Annotated in this window: 18 protein-coding genes; 4 read left to right on the top strand and 14 right to left on the bottom strand. The window is 44.9% G+C overall.

The features are described from left to right. Nucleotide 1: 1 nt before the first annotated feature. The 9 genes from JXL83_01940 to JXL83_01900 are packed head-to-tail and all read right to left on the bottom strand — an operon-like array spanning nt 2 to nt 7,786. Nucleotides 2–415, bottom strand: coding sequence for a hypothetical protein (locus JXL83_01940; GenBank protein MBN2362873.1), 414 nt, complete (start codon nt 413–415; stop codon nt 2–4). Beyond that, on the bottom strand, nt 412–1,323 hold the full coding sequence (locus JXL83_01935) for a sugar kinase (protein ID MBN2362872.1): 912 nt from the start codon (nt 1,321–1,323) through the stop codon (nt 412–414). The genes JXL83_01940 and JXL83_01935 overlap by 4 nt, the downstream gene beginning before the upstream one ends. Beyond that, entirely contained in the window at nt 1,316–2,980 is a 1,665-nt protein-coding gene (locus JXL83_01930) for a S41 family peptidase (protein MBN2362871.1), read from the bottom strand. Before JXL83_01930 ends, JXL83_01935 begins: the two co-directional genes overlap by 8 nt. Further along, on the bottom strand, nt 2,981–3,595 hold the full coding sequence (gene tmk, locus JXL83_01925; GenBank protein ID MBN2362870.1) for a dTMP kinase: 615 nt from the start codon (nt 3,593–3,595) through the stop codon (nt 2,981–2,983). Nucleotides 3,596–3,604: 9 nt separating this feature from the next. Then, nucleotides 3,605–4,732, bottom strand: coding sequence for an inositol-3-phosphate synthase (locus tag JXL83_01920; protein MBN2362869.1), 1,128 nt, complete (start codon nt 4,730–4,732; stop codon nt 3,605–3,607). Next, nucleotides 4,722–5,351, bottom strand: a complete 630-nt coding sequence (locus tag JXL83_01915; protein MBN2362868.1) for a CDP-alcohol phosphatidyltransferase family protein — start codon at nt 5,349–5,351, stop codon at nt 4,722–4,724. Before JXL83_01915 ends, JXL83_01920 begins: the two co-directional genes overlap by 11 nt. Then, nucleotides 5,348–6,028 carry a 16S rRNA (cytidine(1402)-2'-O)-methyltransferase gene (gene rsmI / locus JXL83_01910; protein ID MBN2362867.1) on the bottom strand — a complete coding sequence of 227 codons (681 nt, stop codon included), beginning with the start codon at nt 6,026–6,028 and terminating at the stop codon, nt 5,348–5,350. Before rsmI ends, JXL83_01915 begins: the two co-directional genes overlap by 4 nt. Next, nucleotides 6,025–7,017, bottom strand: coding sequence for a hypothetical protein (locus JXL83_01905; GenBank protein ID MBN2362866.1), 993 nt, complete (start codon nt 7,015–7,017; stop codon nt 6,025–6,027). Before JXL83_01905 ends, rsmI begins: the two co-directional genes overlap by 4 nt. 1 nt (nt 7,018) lies before the next feature. Continuing rightward, nucleotides 7,019–7,786, bottom strand: a complete 768-nt coding sequence (locus JXL83_01900) for a DUF4097 family beta strand repeat protein (GenBank protein ID MBN2362865.1) — start codon at nt 7,784–7,786, stop codon at nt 7,019–7,021. Nucleotides 7,787–7,880: 94 nt separating this feature from the next. On the opposite strand from JXL83_01900, the gene JXL83_01895 reads away from it, so the two are divergent. Further along, nucleotides 7,881–8,891, top strand: coding sequence for a hypothetical protein (locus JXL83_01895; protein ID MBN2362864.1), 1,011 nt, complete (start codon nt 7,881–7,883; stop codon nt 8,889–8,891). Nucleotides 8,892–8,905: 14 nt separating this feature from the next. Continuing rightward, nucleotides 8,906–9,172, top strand: a complete 267-nt coding sequence (locus JXL83_01890) for a hypothetical protein (GenBank protein ID MBN2362863.1) — start codon at nt 8,906–8,908, stop codon at nt 9,170–9,172. A 4-nt stretch (nt 9,173–9,176) separates the two neighbouring features. Here JXL83_01890 and JXL83_01885 read toward each other — a convergent pair whose 3' ends face one another. After that, nucleotides 9,177–10,736, bottom strand: coding sequence for a response regulator (locus JXL83_01885; GenBank protein ID MBN2362862.1), 1,560 nt, complete (start codon nt 10,734–10,736; stop codon nt 9,177–9,179). A 120-nt stretch (nt 10,737–10,856) separates the two neighbouring features. Here JXL83_01885 and JXL83_01880 point away from each other — a divergent pair, with 120 nt between their 5' ends. Further along, nucleotides 10,857–11,060: a hypothetical protein gene (locus JXL83_01880; GenBank protein ID MBN2362861.1), complete on the top strand. Its 204-nt coding sequence runs from the start codon at nt 10,857–10,859 to the stop codon at nt 11,058–11,060. 12 nt (nt 11,061–11,072) lie between these two features. Then, complete coding sequence (locus JXL83_01875) at nt 11,073–11,600, top strand: hypothetical protein (protein ID MBN2362860.1); 528 nt, start codon at nt 11,073–11,075, stop codon at nt 11,598–11,600. Here the strand turns inward: JXL83_01875 and JXL83_01870 are convergent. Genes JXL83_01870 through JXL83_01855 form a run of 4 tightly spaced genes read right to left on the bottom strand, consistent with a single transcriptional unit; the run spans nt 11,582 to nt 15,358 of the window. Next, nucleotides 11,582–12,577 (bottom strand): RluA family pseudouridine synthase, encoded by a 996-nt coding sequence (locus JXL83_01870; GenBank protein ID MBN2362859.1) that lies wholly within the window; start codon nt 12,575–12,577, stop codon nt 11,582–11,584. The genes JXL83_01875 and JXL83_01870 overlap by 19 nt on opposite strands. After that, on the bottom strand, nt 12,571–13,305 hold the full coding sequence (gene rph / locus JXL83_01865) for a ribonuclease PH (GenBank protein MBN2362858.1): 735 nt from the start codon (nt 13,303–13,305) through the stop codon (nt 12,571–12,573). Before rph ends, JXL83_01870 begins: the two co-directional genes overlap by 7 nt. A 3-nt stretch (nt 13,306–13,308) precedes the next feature. Continuing rightward, complete coding sequence (locus tag JXL83_01860; GenBank protein MBN2362857.1) at nt 13,309–14,313, bottom strand: M42 family metallopeptidase; 1,005 nt, start codon at nt 14,311–14,313, stop codon at nt 13,309–13,311. A gap of 13 nt (nt 14,314–14,326) precedes the next feature. Continuing rightward, nucleotides 14,327–15,358 (bottom strand): M42 family metallopeptidase, encoded by a 1,032-nt coding sequence (locus tag JXL83_01855; protein MBN2362856.1) that lies wholly within the window; start codon nt 15,356–15,358, stop codon nt 14,327–14,329. Between the last annotated feature and the right edge of the window lies 1 nt (nt 15,359).

Here is a 15,359-nt window from a genome sequence, read left to right as displayed (position 1 = left end):
TTCAGCCCGCCAGCGACATAAAAGAAAAAAAGCCGAGTACAGAATAAACCACCGGGTCCGACTTTGTGTATTTAACGTTTTTAAAGGTCAACAGAACCTTTATCAGAGCCGTTGCGACAAAAAGCAGTAAAAAAACCGAAGCCGAGAAAGGAGTGATTTTCACTACACGAAAAAACGCGTTGAAAATCCCAAGAAACAGAAACGAAAAAAAAATGAGAGGAAAAAAATGATTTTCAATTTTCTTTAGTTCCTCGAAATAACGCCAGGCTATCACTGAAAAGACGAGAGCTCCTGTTCTGAATATCCGGTTTTTGAAAGCCAAAGTCGTGTCGAACACGCCGGACGTCAGAAAAAAAACAAGAAAAACAATTCCAGCCAGCTTGAGGACAAGCGAGAACACTCTGGGGTATTTCATGCTTGTATCTCTCGAGCCCTTTTTTCGAGATCTCTTTTTCCGGCTCCAATCAAACTCGCCAAGCCGAAATCCTCAATTGCAAAAGACGCGGCGGCGGCTCCGTGGGCGAGAGACGACTTCAAATTCTTCCAGCCAGCGGCTGTGTTTATGTCTGTAGAGTCCGTCGAAGAAGCCAGGTGCCCCATGAATCCGCCGGCGAAAGAATCTCCGGCGCCGGTTGTGTCGACGGCTATCGCCGTTTTATATATTCCGGAATATCCGTATTTGCTCCTTGAAAAAATGAAAGCGCCGTTTTTCCCTTTCTTGAGAACCAGGTATTTCAATCCGAGTCCGAAAAGTTCGAGAAGGGAACTTGTTTCAGAATTTTTACCCGCGAGATGAAAGAGTTCCTGATCGTTTATGAATAAAAGGTCGATTTTTGAAACCGCTTCAATCAGGATTTCGTAAAATCCGTCAATCCAGTAGTTCATTGTGTCCAAAGCCTTGAAGGATCTATCGTCGGCCTGGTCTATTACGGACAACTGTAACTCCGGTGAAATATTTCCGAGAAAAACGTATTTTGCCTTTTTCGCCGATCCTGACAATTTTGGTTTGAAGTCTCCGAAAACGCCAAGCTCGGTGAAGAGCGTTTGCCTGAAGTCCAGGTCTTCGGCGTATTTCCCGCCCCAACGGAAAGTCTTTCCGTCTTCAATTATAAAATTCGAAGTGTCTATTTTCCTTCCTTCTCCCCACGCTTCTGTCAAGGCTGGAAAGTCGAAACCGACGACGCCGACCGGAATGACTTTTTTGTACAAAGCGGCGGCGCTGACAAAATAAGAAAGCGATCCGCCTGGTATGTTTTCAACCCTGCCTCTGTCGTTTTCTATTGTGTCAAGAGCGACTGATCCTACGGCCAGGATTTCATTCATCAATTATTGCTCTGATGCTGTCTTCGTAGGCCAGAGCTCTTTCGTCAATCACCTGCCAGTGGAGATGATTTTCAGCGACGCCGAATATGTCCCTCATGGATGAAGTCTCGCGCAACAGCCTGACCGCTATCTCCACAGCTTCGTCCGATTTCAAAGATTCGTAGTATCTGCCGTCTGCACCGAACATTGTCGTGGCAATTGTAATTCTCAATTGGGATATTATGTTTTTTCTTACTTCTTCGGGCGTAGTCTCGCCTATGTAGATGCCGGAATCGGCTGCGAGACGGTAGAAATTTTCCATGTCAGCGTCAGAGATAACGAAATCCAACGGAATTGAAGGGTGTTTTAGGGAGTATTCCATAGCGTATGTGAAATAGATGCCTTTGGTGGAAAGATCTATTTCTTCGTCAGTCAGCAAAGAAGAATAATAAAGGAAATCCGGATAAATGCCTCCACCTCCGAAAACGTTTCTTTTCAAAGGGCCGACAGTGACGTAAGGTCCGGAATCTGCCAAAGAGACGCCGTTTTCAATCTGGCTTTTTGTTCTCGAATGGCCTGCGTCTATGAGTCTACCGGAAGGCGTATAGTAGCGGCTTGTCGTCAGTTTAATGGCGCCTCTCGTTCCGCTGTAAAGAGGGAAGATACTCTGGACAGAGCCTTTTCCGTAAGTTCTCGACCCCATTATGAGGCCTCTGTCGTGGTCTTGTATGGCGCCTCCGACGATTTCAGAAGCGGAAGCACTGCTGAAATTGACGAGAACTATCAGAGGGCTGGCGGGGGAAATCGGTTCATTTTCTGAAAAAAATCTGTTTCTGCCGACTCTGCCGTTTGTCGATACTACAGTCGAGCCTTTTGGAAGAAATACGTTTGAAATATCTATCGCTTCTCTCAGAAGTCCGCCCGGATTGCCTCTCAGATCCAGGATGAATTTATTTGCTCCGCTTTCGGCGAGAGTTCTGACCGCGTCAGATACTTCCATTCCAGCGTCATTGTAAAAGTTTGAAAGACGGATATAACCGATTTCGGTGCCGTCAATTATTTCAGCGTAAGGTACGGATTTTAGGTGTATGATTTCCCTCGTTATGGCAATGTCGAGCGGTTCGGTCTGCCCAGGATGTAGAATCCTGATTTTAACCTGAGTGCCGGGTACTCCTCTCAATTTGTTGACGGCTTCTTCGGTGGTTATTCCCTGAGTGCTTTCATCATCTATTTCAAGGATTTGATCCCCGGCCATAAGCCCCGCCCTTTCCGCCGGCGTATTGTCCATGGGCGCTATGACAGTGAGAACGCTGCCTCTGATTCCAATTTCTATCCCGAGACCTCCAAAGTTACCCGAAGTGTTTTCCTGCATTCGGGCAAATTCAACAGAGTCGAAATAAACGCTGTACGGATCGAGTCTGTCGAGCATTCCTTTGACCGAAGATTCAATCAGTTCGCCTGTTTCAATGTCGGTGACGTAATTCGACATGATTATATCGAGCGACTGAGAGAAAAACTCCAGTTCTTCGCGCAAAGTCCTCTCCGAAGAGTTTGTGTTTTTGGCTACAAGACATAACGACGCTCCCACAACGGAGCTGAGAAATGAACTGGCGAAAATTATCAAGAACAGCTGTTTTCTTGACATGGTTACCCCCCTTGAATTTCCTGTATTTTTCATTTAAATACTTTGGAGATGCTGTTGGATTTTTCCGGTTATCATCAAATGGATCTCGTCGGCGGGAAGTTTTGCGTCAATTACGACAATTCTGTCGGGGTGTTTTCTGGCGAGAGTTCTGTAACCGCCGCGAACTCTGACGTGAAAATCAATGTTTTCTTTCTCGATCCTGTCTTTTTTCAGTCCTTTTCTTTCCAGGCCGCATTCGGGTTCAAAGTCGAGTAGAAAGGTGATGTTCGGATTAATTCCCCTGGTTGCGATCATGTTGAGTTCGTTTACAAGGGTTTCAGGAAGCCCTCTTCCGAAAACCTGATAAGCTACTGTCGAGTCAGCGTATCTGTCTGTAATTACAATTATATTGGCTTCGAGGGAGGGAATTATCACTTCTTCGGTGTTTTCTACCCGGCTGGCGAGATATAAAAAAAGTTCGGTGTAGGCTGAAATGTCGAATTTGTTTTGAAGGAGCAATTCCCTTATCTTATTCCCGACTTCGGTTCCGCCCGGCTCTCTTGTGACGATAAAAGCGCGGTCTTTTTTCGACAGAAAAGATCCCAGCATCTCTATTTGTGTCGTCTTGCCGCTTCCTTCGACGCCTTCGAACGATATGAAAAGAGGCATAAAGCCCGTCTATTTCTTACCCGTGTGTTTTTCCGGTTTTTTTTCTTTTATCATTTTCGATGAAAGTTTTTTTATGAAATCCTCGGTCTTGTCCCTGCATATGCTGTCAGGATATTGTTTCGGAGGAGATTTCATGAAATAGGAAGCGGGTTCTGTCAAAGGACCGGAGATGTTGTTGTCTTTCGCTAATTTTATACACCTCACAGCATCGATCACTACACCGGCTGAATTTGGAGAATCCCAAACCTCAAGTTTCATTTCCAGGTTGAGAGGTACGTCTCCGAAGGTTTGTCCCTCCATTCTTATGTAACACCATTTTCTGTCTTTGAGCCACGGAATGTAATCGGAAGGGCCAATGTGAATGTCTTCTTCATTCATTTTGAAAGGAAGCAGGGAAGTTACAGCCTGTGTTTTTGATATTTTTTTGGACTCGAGCCTTTCCCTTTCGAGCATGTTGAGAAAATCAGTGTTTCCTCCGACGTTGAGCTGGTATGTCTTTTCGAGTTTGACGGCCCTGTCCAGAAACAGTTGAGTGAGGACTCTGTGCGTTATAGTCGCGCCGACCTGGCTTTTTATGTCGTCGCCGATTATCGGTTGGCCGGCTTCGACGAATCTCTTTGCCCAGTATTCGGATGTCGCTATGAAAACCGGAATCGCGTTGACCATGCCTGCTCCGGCGGCCAATATCTGTTCGACGTACCATTTTGTCGCTTCCTCGGAACCCACCGGGAGGTAATTAATTACGACGTCGGTTCCTGTGTCTTTTATTATCTTCTGGACGTCGTCTGATGGACCGGGTGCTTTTTTTACCAAGTCCTTAAGATACTTGCCTATCCCGTCGTGAGTCATGCCTCTGTGAACTTTGATGCCGAGGTTTGGTACGTCTGTGAATTTATAAGTATTGTTCGGAAAAGCGAAAATCGCCTGGGAAAGGTCTTTGCCTACTTTTCCTTCGACAACGTCGAACGCGCAGGAAAATTCAACATCGCGTATATGATAACCGCCGAGATTTACATGCATAATCCCGGGAATGGAGTCTTTTTCACGGGCATTCCTGTAGTAATAAACACCCTGAACGAGAGAGGAGGCGCAGTTGCCCACTCCGATGATTCCAACTCTGACTTTCTTATCCGCCATCTTTACCTCCTGAAAAATTCTTCCAGATAATAAAAAACCTTTGAATACATGTAAAACTGACCAGCAACATGAGAACAGCCATGCCCCAAAAAACAAAGTTTTTTCCCAAGATCGCAATAATTGCCGTAGAAATTACTCTCTCCGGTCTGGCAAAAAAACCTTCCCTCGTCCCGTTTCCGAGACCTTCTGCACGCGCTCTCAGGTAACTTGTCAGTAATGAGCCAAATAATACTATAAATAACATTAAAATAAAAGAATTTTTATCGGTCCAGAGTGCGGTGAAATAACCGGGTTCTTTGTATAAAGCCCAATATGCAAAAGCACCCAAGGTCGCGAATTCGCTGAGTCTGTCAATGGAAGAGTCAAGAAAAGCACCTCTCATGGATACTCTGGAAGCGGCTCTCGCGAGCTCACCATCCAGGGTGTCGAAAAGTCCGGAGAAAAGCAGCATGAGACCTCCGGCTAAAAAATTGCCGACCGCAATAAAGTAAGAAGAAACAAGGGTCAGTAAAAAGCCGAAAAGCGTCAGAGCGTCGGGAGAAACGCGCAATTTTAACAAAAGAGCAACCAAGGGACCGACAATTTTCCTGAATGAGTTCGCTGTTTTGGAAGGTATCAAGATTTTTCGCCTCCTACTATTATCACAATTTCTCCTTTAACTTTTCTGCCGGCAAATCTCTCGGCGAGTTCTGAAGGTTTTCCGAAAGAGAACTCTTCGTTTATTTTTGTCATCTCCCTGGCGACAACGAGTTTTCTGCGGGGGCAGTGTTCGGAAATTTCATTAATAGTTTTTGTCATTCTTTGTGGCGACTCGAATATAACGGAAGGCATGTCGGTTTCGGAGATGAAACGGAGTTTTTTAGTTCTTTTTGATTTTTTTCTCGGAAGAAAACCGAAAAAAATGAATTCTTCGGCTCTGAACCCCGAAACGGAGAGTGCGCACAAAACGCTCGAGGGACCCGGAACCGGGATTATTTTAATGCCTTTTTCGATGCACTTTTCCACGAGGGATTGGCCAGGGTCTGAAACAACCGGAGTTCCGGCGTCGCTTACGAGAGCGACGGACATGGATTCCGTCAGAAAAGAAATGATTTTGTCTGTTCTGTAGTTTTTATTTTCTTCGTTGAAAGAGATCGTTTTTTTCCGGATTCCGAAGTGCTGAAGAAGGATGTACGTCCTTCTCGTGTCCTCGCACGCGATTAGATCCACTTCGGAAAGCACTCTTACCGCTCTGTACGTAATGTCTTCCAGGTTACCTATGGGTGTCGATACTACGTAAAGGCAGCCGGGATTCATTCTTTGAAAGTGAGGCTGCTTTTTTCGAAGAAGCCGATGGATTTCAGAGCGAATCTGTATTCGTGAACGGCCTGGTGTATGAAGTTCTCTGCTTCGACGTCTCCGATTATTGACGAAAACGAAGTCTTTATAAGATCGAACCACACAGCGAACGAGCGGACAAGTTCCTGCGGCGTCGTGACTATAGACCCTTCTATTATCAGGTTTTCGAAAGAGGAGTTTTCCATAAAGCTGAACTGCTCTTTTATCCTGTTGTAACTTGTCGCCGCAGTGTTTTCTACTATCGTTTTGCCCAGAATTTCAGAAAATTTTGCGAAAGTGCTGTTTATCGCGTTGTAAAACAATGCTATTTGTGCGGGTGAAGCCTGAACTTCCTTGTCGTCGGTTTTGCAGAGGTATCCCTCTATAAGAATGTTGCCCTTCCTCAGTTTGAAGTACTCTTCCAGAAGCATTATGAATTCAGGCCAGCTCGCCTGATTTGTCAATTTTGACGCGTAATAACCCTTCACTATTTCTCCGTTAAGTATTTTAAGGTAATTATGGTCTATGTCGCATGAGAATTCGAGAAATCCCGTGAAATTTATGGAGTAAAATTTGGAAATCAGAGTTTCTTTGTTGCTTACTATTTTTTCTATCTTTTCCCATCCAACAGCGCTGAACACAGGTTTTCTCGTCGCTGAAATCAGAATGAAAAGTAAAAGTTCTTCCGGAACTTCGTAAAAATTTACAATTCCCATTACTGATTTTTTTGCTCGATCGATGACTTCAGATATGCCTATCACCATTTTTTTATCATGAGTATATGTAATTGCGTTGTAAGGTTCTCCGTTCTTGACGAGAAGGAGGTCTATCGATTCAGGGTAAATAATGGAAATGTAGCCCGAAATCTTGTAAGCCCTCTCCTGCTTGGAAGCGTTCAGAACTTTGTCAAAATCGACGAAACTGAGTTTGGTGTTTTCTATTATTAAATTGCCTTTGGGGAATTTCAAATCAATATCCCAGTATTGTTACGTTTCCGGTTATGTTGGTTATGTCAACTTTTGTTCCTCCGTCCTTCAGGGTGTAAATGTACAAACCTTGTTCGGAAGATGCGTTGACGAGGACTTCCTCGAATCCCGAAATTGAAAAATTGCCTGCATCAAGTCTTACAGACAAATCGGCGGACAAAGACAACGGGAGAAGAGCGGTAATGTTGCCGGCTTCGGAGTCGATGAGGAGTGCGTCGGTGCTTCTCATGCTCCATCTCAAATTCACGTTGCCGGTTCCTATTTCGATTTCGACGGTACCGTTGCCGCCAGCCATGTTTATATTGCCGGTGCCGACCGAGCAGACAACTTTTGAAAAAATCTCGTGAACGTCAACATTGCCGGCGCCCGAATAAGCGTTTATTTCCAAATAAGGCGGTACGTGGCATATAAAACTAACCTGGCAGCTGACGTCGTCCGGGAAGCCTTCCATCGGACTTTCAAAGATTACCTTCAGCTGACCGTCGGATGAATCTATCTCGGTCTGGACATAATCTAAAAGCACGAGAGCCGATTCTGGAGTTATGTTTCTGACGGTTTTTACAGTTTCGACGAATAGCGTGTCGTCGCTAACGATGTGAATATTTCCTGTTTCGGTGTGAAGAAAGATGGACGAGAAGGTTTTGTCGAAATATTTTCTTTCAATGTTTTCTGCTCCGTCCGGCAAAGGTATGGATCTTCCTGAAAAAGATATAAGCCACATAACCGCAATCGGTAAAATCCTTCTAATCACGTATGCTCCTTTATAGTTAAATTATATTTAGACGTTTACTCGTTTTTCAGAACATTGTAACATTTATTATAACCGCGCCAAGGCATAAAATAAAGTGAAGAGCTCTTTTATAATCCCCCTTGAAAATCTAAGGAAACAGAAAATAGATACTGACACGGTGGTAAAAACTCTTTCTCCTATTGGGCAGATTTTTACCGCAGAAGAGCTGACCGGGAGAAGCGATTTTACAAACGAAGAACTCCGCGAAGAGATTATTGGAAAAGTTATGCCGAAGTGCGACAGCATAACTTTGATAGGCGACGACGAAGCTCTTCCTTTTTTCAGACTGGACAATCCGGCTTCAGATTCGGATAAATTTGTTCTTTCCGACAATCCTTGGGGCTGTCCGGAAGACGAATACCTCGTTCCCGAATTTCCCGTGTCGAGGATACCATCCTGCAGGCATTGTCCTGAATTTTTGCCGGATTTCATTAAAAATAATCTTGAAGAAATTCCCCTCGGGGAAAAAAGAGGAGTTTCCGCCGAAGTTTGGGAAAAAGCTTCTTCTGCTGTTTATATCGTGCTGTCACCCGCAAGCCCTTTGATTCTTACTCCTCCAGCGAGAAGGGGCGATCTCGACAAAGGAATAGTATCTTCACGGGAGAGCATTTTGTATTTTAACGTCCACGGTGATAAAAACACCGGATGCTGGTATGGTCAGGGAGCGCATGAATTCCCGGTTATAATTTCATCTTCGGACATAGAAAGCGCCGAAAAATCGGTGATTGTAACGGAATCCTGCTACGGTGCCCTTTTGGAAAGAAGGGGGCGTGAAGAAAGCATGGCAATGGCTTTTTTTAAAAAAGGAGCTCATGTACTTGTAGGTTCGACTACTGTTTCATATGGTCCTGCCGAACCCCCGAGCCAAGAGGCTGATCTCGTCGTGAAATATTTTCTTCAATACGCCCTGAAGGGTTTGCCTGTCGCACAAGCGCTCAAAAACGCGAAAGTCGATTTTTCGAGGAAAATGATAAGACAACAGGGATATCTTGACGAGGACGACAAAAAAACGCTTATGCAGTTCGTGTCTTACGGAATGGCAGGCGCAAGAATGGTTATAAAGTAAAAAACGGAGAGTTTATGCGGAACGACGAATTGCTTAATAAGATACTCGAAAAACTTCCCGAGCTTTCGGGGGTAGACCATGACGTGAAAACTGTAGAAGCAACCCCGGATCGAAAACTCGGTAAAAAGCTCGGTGTGAGTTTTCCTAAAAAACCGGGAAAAAAGATGAGAGTGTTCACTTTCAGGAGAAACGTAACATACGGAGAAAGCGTTGCCGAGAAAATAACAAGGGTGACAATCGACGAAGAAGGTTTGATCCTGAAAGTAACACAGAGCAAATAAACGGTTAACGGGGTCTCAAAACTGCGTAAGGAATTACAATTTCATCAAGGGAAATTCCTCCGTGCTGAAAAGTGTTCATGTATTCTCTGGTGTATTGTTCCGGATTTGTCGGATAGACCAGAAAAGAATCGTGCGTGGAAATGACGTAATTAAAATTGTGTCCGTGCGAAGGCAGTCCCCACGGTTGTGGATCGCTTATCACAACGGCCCTCTCCCTGTGTTTATCTATCACGCCGAGTTTTTCACCGTATTTATATCTCAGGTTCGACGATACTTCACCCTGGGCGTTTTTGAGAATTGAGGGTGTCTTGACCTGTATTGAACCGTGATCCGTCGTTATGACAACAGTCACGCCAAGTTCCCCTGCTTTGATTATGGCGTTCATCAAAGGTGAATTTTCAAACCACGTTATAGTGGCGCTTTTGAGAGCTCTTTCATCGTGTATCATCTCTTCGAGGATCGGATTGCGCGAAATTGAATGAGAGAGAATATCGACGAAGTCGACTACGACGGCTGAAAACTTGGTTTTGGATACGGCTTGTATTTCGGATAAAAAGTTTGTCTCTGCGGTTTTATTTAGTATTTTTTTATACAATATGTCCGAGTCTTTTGCCCCTTTGACGTTTCTGAAAAAGGATAGGAGAAAATCTTTTTCGAATTTGTTCTGATGGGGCTGTTCGAGAATGTTCAAAAATTCAGGGAATTTTGTGACCGTAGCCGATGGAGTCATGCCGGAAAAAATTGAATTTCTCGAATATGGAGTCGCCGAAGGTAGAATGGAAAAATAATAGGACGAACTTATGGAAAAATACTTTTCGAGAAATTTGGATATCTCAGTCCATTGGTCGGACCTCATGCAGTCGATTATAACGAAAAGAAGGGGAGGTTTTTCTTCGTAAAGAGGTATTAAAATCCGTTCAAGGAAAGTGTGCGATAAAACCGGAGCATTTTTGTCGTTGATTATATCGGGGTAGAACTTCTGAAAAAATGAAGACAAAGCCAGGTCGGCTTCTTTTCTTATGTCGGAGTGAATTTCCCTGAGAAGAGAATCAGAGCTGTCAAGAAGTCTCAAAGTCCATGTGTTTATCTTTTTGGCAAGGTCAATCCAGGTGAAAGGATTTTCGCTTTCGAACTGAGTTTTCAGGGATTTCAGCTCTTCCGTGTATCTCGGAGGTATTCTCGTGTCTATGAGCCTTTCTCTTTCGAGGAATTTTTTGCACACGGCGATCAGCTGACTCGGATGTACCGGTTTGACGACATAATCGTCCGCTTTCAGGGCGATGCTTTCGTCGACAGTTATTTCATCTTCGCTTTTTGTGATCATTACGACAGGAAGAGAAGGTTTCAGGCTTTTTATATCATCGAGAACGCTTATGCCGTCTTTTCCGGGCATCATCACGTCGAGAAATACCAGATCGAACGATTCTCTTTCTATCATGGAGACTGCGTCGTAGCCGTTGTTCGCAGTTTTGACTTCGTAGTTCTGTTTGTTAAGGAGTTTTATGTGAGGTTCAAAAAGCTCTACTTCGTCGTCTATCCAGATGATTTTATATTTTGTCGGCATTTTTATCCTTTCATTTTTTTATTTAGTTTACGAGCAACGGCGTTCCAGCGCAAGCGCCAGGCACAGGCTTTTAAAGATGAGGTCTTTATGGTATAAGTAATTAAAGTGAAAGGGGGAAAAGTGAAATTTGCAATGAACTTAAGTATACTTTTGATCGTTGTCGGAGCACTTCTATGGTTGTCAAACGCGGGTTATTTGAGTGTAAAAAGAGACTGGCCGATAGCCCTGGTTGTAGTGGGTGCCGACCTATTCGTTGTAACTTTGGTCGGATTGATCCGGCGACGCTCGCGGGAAACGAAGAAAAAAGAAGATGTTCAAATCTGAAACGGAGGGATCATGACGAGGTTTATTATTATTTTGTTGTCATGCGTTGCCTTGATAACGCTGATGCAGGGTTGCTGCGGCGCATGCAACCTCGGTGATAAAATATCTGAAAAAGTCGGCGAAGAAATCGGTGAACAGATAACAGAAGGAATTACTGGCGGCGATGTCGATATTTCAGACGGCTCAATCACCATAAAAGATTCAACAGGGTCTTATCAATATTCCGATGACGTCGATCTCGACGACTACGACCTTGACGAAGACATCGTATATCCCGGTGCCAGGGCAAAAAGCGTAATGTTTGTCGAAGAAGACGAATTCGATAATTATTCTGTCGTTTTTGAAACAGATGACAGCCCGGGAGACGCAATTAACTATTACAAAAACTTGACGGGATGGGATATTGTCATGGAAACATCTCATCCTGAAGGATACATGGTTCAGATAAAGAAAGATAATTCGGAAGCTACAGTGAGCACCTCAAAAAACAGCGACGGTGACAACACTTTAGTCACGGTTATCTACACAGAGCACAAATAAATAGATCTTTGTTCTGATAGAAATAAAAGAACGGGACGGAGTTCTTCGGGCAAAGGAGAGTAAAATTTCAATCCTTTGCCGTCGCGGGGATGCTCGAACGAAAGCCTCGCGGCGTGAAGGAATTGGCGGGGGACGAGTTTTCTGATCTTTTCTACCTGAAAAGACCATTTGCCCGAAACACCCTGAGGATAAGAGGTTGCTCCGCCGTATTCTCTGTCTCCGATGACTGGATGCCCTATGTGTTTCATGTGAACTCTTATCTGGTGAGTTCTTCCTGTGTCGAGACTGCAAAGAACCAGAGTCGCCGCGCCGAAGTTTACTAGTGTTCTGAAATGAGTTCTCGCATCTTTGGACCTGTATGAAGTCACCGCCATTTTTTTTCTGTTGACTGTGCTCCTGCCAATAGGCGCTTCTATTGTTCCGTTTTTATCAGGTTGCCCCCATACCAGTGCGAGGTACTCCCTTTTCATTTTTCTCGAAGATATCTGATTCTGAAGGTTTCTGTATGCCGTCTCGGTCTTCACAGTTACCATCAGTCCGGAAGTGTCCTTGTCGAGTCTGTGGACAATGCCGGGGCGATGTTCGAGTGAGCCGCTTTCGGAAAGACTCGAATGAAACAAGAGTGCGTTGACGAGAGTTCCTTCCCTGTTCCCTTTAGCCGGATGAACAACTAATCCCGCACGCTTGTCCACGACTATAATTTCATCGTCCTCGTAGGCTATCTTGATGTCTATGTTTTCAGGCTCAAGTGACATGACGGGTTCTTTAGGGAAAGCAACGATCAGCACGTCTCCTCGTTTGACATAATGATGGGGCACGCGGACGGTTTCTCCGTTTACGGAAACAAATCCGTCCTCAATGAGTTTTTTCAGCCTGGATCGGCTTGTCGGAGCTCCGGAAGAAGAAAGAAATGAATCCAATCGGATTCTGCTTTGATGAGAATCGACCTTTTTTGTAAACAGATTTCCGTTCAGCATTTAAGTGCGAGACCGAGAGAATCCAAAACTTTGTCCTGGGCTGAAAAAACGGAAGGCATGACTTTTAAAACCGATTCGAAAAGAGTAACAAACTGTTTTTTGGTGATCGGATAGCCTTCTGCGGAGGATTGTATTTCGACGATGTCGAGATCTTTGGTGAAAACAAAATTAGCGTCGAAATCTGCGGAACTGTCTTCTTCATAGTTGAGATCGACCAGTGCTCGATTTTGGCAGAATCCGGCACTCATGGCGGCTATCTGCCTTATAATAGGGTCGCTTTTCAAGGTTCCCTGAGAACGAAGCCGGTTCAAACCCATAACCAAAGAGACCCACGAGCCGGTTATTGAGGCTGTTCTCGTTCCGCCGTCGGCTTGAATTACATCGCAGTCAACTGTAATGGTCATTTGAGGAAGAGCTTTGACGTCCACCGAAGAACGAAGGGACCTGCCAATGAGTCTGCCGATCTCTAGAGACCTGGAATTCGCGTATATTCTTTCCCTTTTCACTCTTTGAGAGGAAGACCCGGGCAGCATGCCGTATTCTGCGGTAAGCCATCCGTGGCCTTTGCCTTTCAGCCAGACCGGCACTCCGTCGGTTATGGAAACCGAACAACAGACCCAGGTTTCACCATACTGGCAAAGACAGGAACCGGGCACGTTTTTCTGATAGGGCGCAATTATATTAATCTGCCGAGAAGCTTCGCCGATTCTGCCGTCGGTTCTCATCATTTTTTAAAACCCGGCGGCGGCGGCGTCCGTTTCGCACATTGATACTATCCACTTGGATGCGTTTTCGACGTCGGATGAATCTACCATTTCGCTGGGAGAATGGATATATCTTGAAGGAACTGAAATGCATCCGGAATGAATGCCGGATCTGGTCATGCTAAACGCTCCGGCGTCTGTTCCGCCGAAAACCAATATTTCGTTTTGATAAGGAATGTCTCTTTTTTCAGCGGTTTCTCTCATATAACTTTTCATTTTTTCTGTGACGACAATGGAAGCGTCCATAATTTTAAGCCCCGGACCTTTTCCCATCTCGACAGACATCGTGAATCCTTTTGGAGTGTCGCCCGTTCCCGTTACGTCAACAGCGACGGCAAGCGCGGGATCGATTGCGTAAGCCGATGTTTTGGCTCCTCTGAGACCTACCTCCTCCTGAACCGTGAAAACGAAATACAGGTCGTTTACGGGTTTCTTTATCTTCTTTATGGCGTCCGCTATGACCGCGCAACCTATCCTGTCGTCCATAGCCTTTGAAATCCATCTCTGGCCGTTTACCGAAAAACCGTTTGAGAATCCCGCTTTGTCGCCAATCCTGATTTTTGCGAGGGCTTCTTTCCTGTCTTTTGCTCCTATGTCTATGTACATTTTTGAGAGAGGGGGGATGGTTCCGGGAGTAATGTCTCTGGATTCACAGCCTACGACGCCCTGTGTGCCGTCTTCAAAAACGACTCTCTGGCCGGCGGCTATCATCGGATAAACTCCTCCCAGAGGCGCAAAGCGCAAAAATCCTTTTTCGTCGGCGTAATTGACTATGACTCCGATTTCGTCCATGTGGGCGGCAAATAGGATTTTTTTGCCTGGACCCTTTTTTCTCGCTATGAGATTTCCCAGGTTGTCCGTGTGAATCTCGTCGACGAAAGATTTGATCTCGGATTCTATGGTTTTTCTTATCTTGTTTTCGTTTCCCGAAGGACCGTAAACTTGCGTAAATTTTTCGGCTATATTTCTCATTTTTAACTCCTTGTCATGAAAATGTTTTGGCAAATTCAGGCAGGCAGGCGTAGGCCATATTCAGTGTTTCCCTGTAATCAGAAAGCGAAGCAATTGAGACCGGCGAGTGTATGTACCGTGATGGAACGCTGAATATAGCGCAGGGAATTCCTTTCCTGGAAACGTGAATTCTTCCGGCGTCTGTTCCTCCGATCTGAGGCTGTTTGAACTGATATTTTATCCTGTTTTCCTTGGCGGTTTTTTCGATGATGTCGATCATTTTTTTCCCGACCGAAATGGAACGGTCTGTCAAAGTGACCACAGCGCCTTTCCCTAAAGACGGATATGAAGGAAGATCGAGTTCCTCGTCGTCGGGAGGAAAGTCAGCCGCTCCTGTCCCTTCAAGCACAATGGCTGCTTTTGGGTCTATTCTTTCTCCTATTACGCCTGCGCCTCTCAGACCGACTTCTTCCTGCACTGTGAAAACTCCGAAAATGTCGAAAGGATAACCTTCATGTTTTTTGAGTATCTCCATGAGAAGAGAGCATCCTATTCTGTCGTCGAAAGCTTTGCCCTTTACTCTGTCTTTGGTCAAATGTCCGAATTTAGTGTCAAAAGTGATGAAATCACCGACAGCTATTTTTTTAAGTGCGGATTTGTCATTTTCAGCGCCGATGTCAACAATAAGTCCGGAGACTTCAGGTACCGAAGAAGCGGGTTTTTTATTTAGATGGGGAGGCGGCCAGCATATTATCCCCGGAACGGCTTTATCACCTATGAGCACTCTCTTGGCAGGCAGTACTCTCGGATCTATCCCTCCTGACGGAGTGAAGTGTATGAATCCTTCTTTGCTGACGCTTTCAACGATAAAACCGACCTCGTCCATGTGAGCAGCAAGCAGAATTTTTGAGGATTTCTCAGTTCCTTTCTTATAGCATATAAGATTTCCCAAAGAATCCGTCTCCACGGAAGTCACATATTTTGAGACGTTCTCTTTTATGAATTTCCTGACATTGTGCTCGTAGCCGGCAACGCCGCATAAATTAGACAGTTTTTCAAGATACATC

The organism is candidate division WOR-3 bacterium, from assembly GCA_016934535.1.
Lineage (GTDB): Bacteria > SDB-A > SDB-A > SDB-A > SDB-A > JAFGIG01.
Note: the sequence above shows the minus strand (reverse complement) of the source record. Positions and strands in the feature narration are given on the sequence as shown.